The 6,389-nt window shown below is 64.6% G+C and carries 8 protein-coding genes; 3 read left to right on the top strand and 5 right to left on the bottom strand.

Translation table 11 applies throughout. From position 1 onward, the window contains the following. Window positions 1–552 precede the first annotated feature (552 nt). Together ABZW11_RS45930 and ABZW11_RS45925 are read left to right on the top strand one after the other, a co-directional pair. The gene (locus ABZW11_RS45930; protein WP_355432797.1) at window positions 553–2,229 is read left to right on the top strand and encodes an Eco57I restriction-modification methylase domain-containing protein; all 1,677 of its coding nucleotides are present in this window, start codon (window positions 553–555) and stop codon (window positions 2,227–2,229) included. An 8-nt stretch (window positions 2,230–2,237) separates the two neighbouring features. Next, the gene (locus ABZW11_RS45925; protein WP_355432794.1) at window positions 2,238–2,990 is read left to right on the top strand and encodes a PaeR7I family type II restriction endonuclease; all 753 of its coding nucleotides are present in this window, start codon (window positions 2,238–2,240) and stop codon (window positions 2,988–2,990) included. Between the two features lie 105 nt (window positions 2,991–3,095). Here the strand turns inward: ABZW11_RS45925 and ABZW11_RS45920 are convergent, their stop codons facing one another. From ABZW11_RS45920 to ABZW11_RS45900, 5 genes are all read right to left on the bottom strand, one after another. Continuing rightward, window positions 3,096–3,551 (bottom strand): hypothetical protein, encoded by a 456-nt coding sequence (locus ABZW11_RS45920; protein WP_355432791.1) that lies wholly within the window; start codon window positions 3,549–3,551, stop codon window positions 3,096–3,098. 31 nt (window positions 3,552–3,582) lie between these two features. Then, a complete protein-coding gene (locus ABZW11_RS45915) occupies window positions 3,583–3,927 on the bottom strand; it encodes a hypothetical protein (RefSeq protein WP_355432788.1) in 345 nt (114 codons plus the stop codon). Window positions 3,928–4,035: 108 nt separating this feature from the next. Further along, a complete protein-coding gene (locus tag ABZW11_RS45910) occupies window positions 4,036–5,235 on the bottom strand; it encodes a helix-turn-helix transcriptional regulator (RefSeq protein WP_355432785.1) in 1,200 nt (399 codons plus the stop codon). 4 nt (window positions 5,236–5,239) lie between these two features. Beyond that, window positions 5,240–5,785 carry a flavoprotein gene (locus ABZW11_RS45905; protein ID WP_355432782.1) on the bottom strand — a complete coding sequence of 182 codons (546 nt, stop codon included), beginning with the start codon at window positions 5,783–5,785 and terminating at the stop codon, window positions 5,240–5,242. Between the two features lie 11 nt (window positions 5,786–5,796). After that, window positions 5,797–6,123, bottom strand: a complete 327-nt coding sequence (locus tag ABZW11_RS45900; protein WP_355432779.1) for a replication initiator — start codon at window positions 6,121–6,123, stop codon at window positions 5,797–5,799. A 108-nt stretch (window positions 6,124–6,231) separates the two neighbouring features. On the opposite strand from ABZW11_RS45900, the gene ABZW11_RS45895 reads away from it, so the two are divergent. After that, window positions 6,232–6,360 carry a hypothetical protein gene (locus ABZW11_RS45895; protein ID WP_355432777.1) on the top strand — a complete coding sequence of 43 codons (129 nt, stop codon included), beginning with the start codon at window positions 6,232–6,234 and terminating at the stop codon, window positions 6,358–6,360. Window positions 6,361–6,389: the final 29 nt, after the last annotated feature.

Here is a 6,389-nt window from a genome sequence, read left to right as displayed (position 1 = left end):
GCCCACCTCCGGCCCGCGGATGCCGTGGGCGGCCAGCTTCTCCGGCAGCATGCGGCGGCCGAGGGGCTCCTGGACGCGGTAGCCGTAGGACTCGAACAGGAAGCCCTGGCCGTCCCAGCGCAGCAGGTAGCCTTAGTAGTTGCCTTAGCGCAAGATGACGACCATGATTTCTCAGTCCGTGAGATGGGCCGTCGAGCAGTGGTTATGGTCCCGGACAAGGGGCCGGGCCTCCGCAGGCGAGCATGATCGGCGAGGAGTTTCCTTACAGGGTCAAGGGCTCGCTTCGCTCGCCGCGCCGCCGCCCGCTCCGGGCGGCCAGCGCGCCGGGCATGCGGCCTGGGGGTCGGTCCCGGCGCGCGCCGCCCCCGCTCCAAGGCGGCGCGAGAGGAGGAGGCCAGATCCGAGGAGGAGCCGACGATGCGCGAGCGGGTAGTGCCGAGTTCCTGATCGACGGTCGTGGATGAGGAGAAGCTGGGGTCACAACGCTAGAAGCGAACCTCAGTGAGGCAGTTGACGCAGATGAGGGCCATGCCTAGGCAGTATCGTCGTGCGGTGACCGCAGACTCGCTGTTCGACTTGGATCTTCCGTCTCTCCCTGACCTCCCTCGGCAAGAGGGGCAGAACGGTGAGGTGTTCACTCGCCGCTGGGTCGTTGACCTGATTCTCGATCTTGTGGGCTACAGCTCTGACCGCGACCTGGCGGCATTGAGGCTGGTGGAGCCCGCATGCGGAGACGGAGCCTTTCTTGGACCGGTCGTTGAGAGGCTTAGCTCCTCATGCCGGAAACATGGTCGGTCGCTCCGGGAGGCGGCGGACGCGATCAGCGCGTTTGATCTCCTCTCCCGCAATGTTCACAGCGCGCGCGGACTGGTGACAGACCTTCTGCTGCGAGAAGACTGGCCCATAGATGATGTACAGGCCGTTGTAGGCGCTTGGGTCAACCAGGGTGACTACCTGCTTAGGCGCAGGTCAGGCACGCAAGTCGACTTTGTGGTTGGCAATCCGCCGTACATTCGTCTGGAAGATGTCCCCGATTCCCGAATGACGGCCTATCGTCGAGCGTGTACGACGATGAACGGACGAGCTGACATCTACGTAGGCTTCTACGAGGTTGGACTAGCCAGTCTGAAGAGCGGTGGCAAGCTCGGCTTCATATGCGCAGATCGTTGGATGCGCAACCAGTACGGCCGAGACCTCCGACAGATGATCGCGCGGCAGTACAGCCTGGACCTCGCCCTGATCATGCATGATGTCGACGCCTTTCATGATCATGTATCTGCATACCCTGCCATCACGATCATTAGTAATCGCCCGCAGGGCGATGCCATTGCTGCCGACGCTGGAGCTGACTTCGGACCGGAGCAGGCGCGGGCTCTCCTGTCATGGATCGCACAGGACCAGGAGCAGCGCATAGACGCAGCCTCCTACCATGCTGCGCGTCTCCCACATTGGTTCTCTGGACATGACTCCTGGCCGGCGGCTTCCCCTGCCAGGTTGGCGATGCTGGAAGATCTTGGTGACCGTTTCCGACCGCTAGAGGACGAGATGACGGGCACCCGAGTGGGCATCGGAGTAGCGACCGGCGCTGACAAGGTGTTCATCACCAACCAGGCGGATCTTGTGGAACCGGATCGCCTACTGCGGCTGTCGATGGTTCGCGACACCAAGACCGGGAGCCTTGAGTGGCAGGGTTCCTACCTCATCAACCCTTGGGACGATAGGGGCGACCTGGTCGATCTCAGCGCCTATCCACGGCTCGCTGCGTATTTCCGCCAGCACGAACCAGCCCTGCGAAAGCGGCATGTCGCTACGAAGCAGCCCACTCGATGGTATAAGACCATTGACAAGGTTGATCACCAGCTCACGGATCGGCCGAAGCTCCTCCTCCCTGACATGAAGCTGACGATCCATCCTGTGCTCGATCATGGAGGGCACTATCCTCATCACAACCTATACTTTGTGATCTCCGACTCCTGGGATCTCAGGGTGCTCGGCGGACTGCTGTTGTCGAAGGTCGCTGAGGCATTCGTTGAGGCCTACGCGGTGAAGATGCGAGGAGGAACGCTCAGGTTTCAGGCGCAGTATCTGCGCAAGATCCGCGTTCCTAACCCTGCGGAGATCGATGAACAGACGTGCAGAGACCTTCAAGAAGCGTTCGACAAGCGTGACGTTCAGGCCGCTACCCAAGCAGCTCTCCGTGCCTACGGCCTGGATCGACTACCAGACTGAGGAGATGCATGCGCCAGCACCCAGCGCAAGAGGCCGTGAACATGTTCTGGGAGCTGCGGACCAGAGCGGCCAAGAAGCAAGCCGCCGGAGGCAAGGCGGACACTGGTCATCGCGGCGCGGTAACCGCAGGCCAGCACATGCAAGAGCTCGAAGAAGTAGTTATCCAGGAGTTCATCAGCGCGGGGATTCCTCGTGAGTGCATCAGGCGCAAGAGTGGGGTGGAGCTGCCTGGCTACTACAGGCCAGCAAAGAAGTGGGACGTTGTAGTAGTGTTTCGCGGCGCTCTTGTGGCTGCGATTGAGTTCAAGTCGCAGGTGGGTCCGTCGTTCGGCAACAACATCAATAATCGAACAGAGGAAGCGATTGGCTCGGCGGCTGACGTATGGCGTGCTTACGAAGAGGGGACCTTCGGAGGAGTTCGGCCCTGGCTGGGCTACTTCTTCGTCCTCGAAGCTGCACCAAAGTCCATGTCGCCGGTCGCCTTACCGTCCACCGTGTCACCCGTCGAAGAGATCTTCAAGAACACGTCCTATATGGACCGGTACCGCATTCTCTGCCAGCGCCTTGTTCGTGAGCGCTTGTACGATGCGGCTTGCTTCATGACCACGACCCCAGGCTCGTCCGAGGCTGCGGCCGTCCTTCATGAGCCTGAGCCAGAACTCAGCTTCGCCAATTTCGCTGCGGCCATCGCTGGCCGCGTCGTATATATGCTGGGGCTTCCCGATGCGGAGCCACGCGACGGGCAGGCAACCTTTCTATAGCTCTTCGGCCGACCAGACCCGGGGCTTGCACAGCAGCCCGAATCCGCGAGGGCACGGCATCGCTAGACGGAGTTGACACCTCGGTCGGGACACACAATCGGGCAGCTATCGGGGGCGGGGGGAAGAGCGGCCGTGGGATGCGCCAGCCGCCATCTGGGCGAGCTGTTCCATCTCGTGCACGCACTCGGGACACGCTCGCGAAGCCGTAGGCACGAACGGCATGGACCATCCCAAGACCGGCAAGGGCTTGGCTGCCTCACCACACAGGCTGTCAGTCGAGTCGGCAGGTACGGCATGGACGACCTCACTGCCGCTTTCCGTCATCCCGAGCCGATGCCTTTCGGGCTGCTTCGTCGGCGCAGCGTCCTCGTAGATCTCCAGGTCGTCCAGGTGCACGGACCAGCGGCGCACACCATACGGCGCCTCGTCGACGTCGCCGTCGAGTTCGACCAAGGCCAGGGTGCCGTCGCGCAGGAGGCCGACAACGATTCCCTTCCGCCCGATCAGGCAGGAGGCCAAGTAACGAGTGCGCGACGGGCTGTGCAGCATTTGCTTGATCACGACCCGAGCATGCGACGTAATCACTGGACGCTCACGATCGAGTGGACGAGGCGAGATCAGCAATCGGCCCCGGGCGCGGATGGTTCCGGTACAGCTCGGCATAGCGGAAGGCCACCCGGCGAGCGGCCCGCGCCGGTTCGTCCGCCGGGTGACGGGCGTACATGACTTGTCTACGTTGCTCGTTCCAGCCCACGCGCCACCAGAACCACGCGCCATCGCACCAGACCACCAGGCCGACCCACACCGACACCAGCGCCAAGCCGTAACCGTCGTGCACCTCGGCGGTAACGTCGTGATCCTTGAGGGCCACCTGCAAGCGTTCGGCGGCCACCACAGGGAAAGCCGCCGTGTTCACGTGCTCGACGGGAACGCTCATCGGTACTGCCTCCTGACACCAGGAATACGTTCAGCAGGAACCGTAGGCAGCGACGATCAGCACAGCCCGCAACGCTGTGAAGGTCAAGAACCCGCAGAAAAGTGCGGGTCAGATGATGCCAGCGCGTTGTGCCAGCGGCCTGAGTTCGGGCGTGCTCGCCCGGTGTTCACGCTTGAGCAACTGCGTCAGCAGTTCCCGGGGCCGCCCGCCATACCGGACGAGTTCGGGGGAGAGCCGTTCCGCTTGCAGGAGCATGTTGACCGAGGCGGCGTCCTTGCGCTGCATCGCGTACGCCCGAGCCAAGTCCAGGTGCACCTGTGCCCGCCGCCCGACAAGGCCCGTGGCCAGTGTCGAGAGGTTCACGGACTCCCCGGTGCTGATCGCTCGCCGGGCGTCGCCGAACTCGACGGCTGCCGACACCTCGTGAATGGCCACGTTCGTCAGGCCGAAGGCCGTCCAGAAGTCGTTGCGATCTTCGCTGATCGCATCTGCCGCGTGCCGTGCCTGGTTGAGGAAGGTCTCGACACCGGCCCGGTCGTAGGCCGCCGCTGCAGCCGTGACGGCGACCAGGTAGAGAGCGCCGAGTACCGGCAAGGATCGCGGGCCACGGCGCAGCGAGTCGGCGGCCTGGAGGACGAGCTGTAGCGCTCGCTCCGTCTCATGCAGCCGGATCAGGACATAGCCGAGCCGGTACGCGCTCACGGCGACCAGCAGCGGCCGTTCGGCCTCTTCGGCGGCGGCGAGAGAACGATCCGCCGCCACCCACGCCAGCTCCGGTTCGCCCACTCGCCGCAGTGTCGTCGTGGCGCAGTGGTACGTCAGCGAGCGGAGCGTCTGATAGGCCCGGCGAGCACCTGCGGGAGCGTGACGGCTGCCGAATTCCGTCGCCACGATCAGGCGTGGCAGCCGGCGGCCGACCTCGTCGTAGCGCGTCGCCTGATAGAGACCGTTCACTCTGCGGATCTCGTGCTGGAGCCAGAGGAGGGATTCCACCGACCCTCCCGCAAGGTGGGGGGCGATGGAGGAGGACAGACCGTCGTACCCCATCATGGCCCTCCGGATGCCGGGGGCGGCCTCGTATCGCGTCATGGTGGTGCTCTTCTTCGCGGTGAGTTCGTCGACGGCCAGGCCCAGGATCTCGGCGAGAGCGTTGATCACGGTGTGGTTGTCCACCGAGCGCTGGCCTCGTTCCACCTGGCTGAGCCAGCTCTCGGAGCGGCCGACGAGGCCGGACAGGACGGCTTGCGACAGACCCCGCCGACGGCGTGCCCGAGCGATACGTTGGCCGATCTCCTGCCGGGCGTCCATGACATCACTCCCGCGACTGTCGCTCTCCGACCACGCTGTGCAGCTCCTGCATGATTCGTTCCCAGGATGGCATGCGGGACTCGGGCGGGGCGTCGGGATCGAAGAGGACCCGCGCGCCCATCTCCTCAAGGCAGGTGACATTGCGGGCAAAGGCCACGTGCCGGGCAAGCGCCGCCTTGAGCAGGGGCACGGCCAGGATCGGCACGCCGAAGCCCATCACCTCGCACAGCAGCCCGACCGCGAACGTGTCGGCGATCCCGCCCGCCCACTTGTTCATCGTGTTGAACGTGGCCGGAGCGACGACCACCGCGTCGGCCGGGGGCAGCCCCTTCGGTTCGTCCGGCATCCGGTACGTGCTGCGAACCCGGTCACCGGTCAATCGCTCCAGTCGCGGAACGTCGACGAAGCGTTCGCCCATCGGGGTCGTGACGACATGCACCTGCCATCCGGCGGCCTGAGCCAACAGAACCAGGTCATGCACATGGGCAGCCGCAGGAGCCCCACACGCGATCACGTAGAGAACGCCGCGCGTCGCTGGCACAGGTCCCATGGGCCATGATCCTAATCCGAACGTTGCCTGGCGATCCGCCTCGCTGTGGCGATCCGGTTGCGGGTGACTTCCGCCCAGAACGCCTCCCTGTGACGGTGGCCGCTTCCGGCGTAGGACCACTCCGCTAAGATGAGGGCTTTGTCCGGGTCCGGTGCCGGTAGGCAGAGGAGAGGACGCGCTTGCTCGGCGCGGTCCTCGGCCCGATCCCGGCGCAGGTCTCCGAGCGTGATCGAGTAGCGGCGTGACTTCGTGAGAAGTGCCCCCGATAGCCGAGCATGTGAGCTCACTGCCGTAGCGGGATCTCCCGATACTGGGGCAGGCGGCTGAGGGCGAAGCATGTGTAGCCATGCGGCGTGCGTGGTCGGTGACTGGCAGGAGTTCGATGTCGCTCGCGTTCTCGATGGGCCGGTCCACGGTCCGTCTACGTCTCGACGAAACTGGACGGCGTGAGTGATCAGCGCGTCGCCGCCTACGTGGCCAAGTACGCGACCAAGGGCGCGGAGTCCGCCGGCCGGCTGCTCATGGCCGCAGCCCCCTATGGCGTCGGTTACTTCGCCGGGTCCTGGCTCGCCTGACCTGGACGGGCCTGGGAGGCGGTGGGCCG

The organism is Nonomuraea sp. NPDC004580, assembly GCF_040609855.1.
GTDB classification, from domain to species: Bacteria; Actinomycetota; Actinomycetes; order Streptosporangiales; family Streptosporangiaceae; genus Nonomuraea; species Nonomuraea salmonea.
This window is presented reverse-complemented; position numbering and strand designations above follow the sequence as displayed.

Excerpts from the sequence above, each read along its gene's own strand:
- ABZW11_RS45915 (WP_355432788.1), bottom strand. The coding sequence starts at position 3,927 with ATGAGCGTTCCCGTCGAGCACGTGAACACGGCGGCTTTCCCTGTGGTG.
- ABZW11_RS45900 (WP_355432779.1), bottom strand. The coding sequence starts at position 6,123 with ATGCTTCGCCCTCAGCCGCCTGCCCCAGTATCGGGAGATCCCGCTACG.
- ABZW11_RS45905 (WP_355432782.1), bottom strand. The coding sequence starts at position 5,785 with ATGGGACCTGTGCCAGCGACGCGCGGCGTTCTCTACGTGATCGCGTGT.
- ABZW11_RS45910 (WP_355432785.1), bottom strand. The coding sequence starts at position 5,235 with ATGGACGCCCGGCAGGAGATCGGCCAACGTATCGCTCGGGCACGCCGT.
- ABZW11_RS45925 (WP_355432794.1), top strand. The coding sequence starts at position 2,238 with ATGCGCCAGCACCCAGCGCAAGAGGCCGTGAACATGTTCTGGGAGCTG.